The organism is Veillonella parvula (assembly GCF_024461875.1).
GTDB classification, from domain to species: Bacteria; Bacillota; Negativicutes; order Veillonellales; family Veillonellaceae; genus Veillonella; species Veillonella parvula_I.
The window spans coordinates 1-271 of record NZ_JANGAL010000046.1 but is presented as its reverse complement, the minus strand read 5'-3'; the positions used below and the strand labels follow the sequence as shown (position 1 = coordinate 271).

Annotated in this window: 1 protein-coding gene; it reads right to left on the bottom strand. The window is 38.4% G+C overall.

Annotation, left to right across the window (positions count from 1 at the left end):
* Nucleotides 1–60: 60 nt before the first annotated feature.
* The coding region (locus NE668_RS09810) for a hypothetical protein (RefSeq protein ID WP_442806934.1) at nucleotides 61–271 on the bottom strand (211 nt) is incomplete at its 5' end.

The following is a 271-nucleotide window of genomic DNA, read 5'->3' as shown; positions in this document are numbered from 1 at the left end:
AAGAAGGACTAAATGAAATGTCTATCAAAGACCGAAGTGATTACATTACGATGATCACAATTAAATGTGACTGACTGCGATCTTGATCACATTATCTTTTCTATTTTCAAAAATATCATATGCCTGTTCTATTTCTTCCAGCGGAAATGTATGTGTGATAAGCGGCGTTGTGTCGATACGTCCCTGCTCGATCAGTTTCAATATCTCATCGCAGTCACATCCGTCTACGCCTCCTGTTTTGAAAATAAGATTTTTCCCGTACATTTGCGGA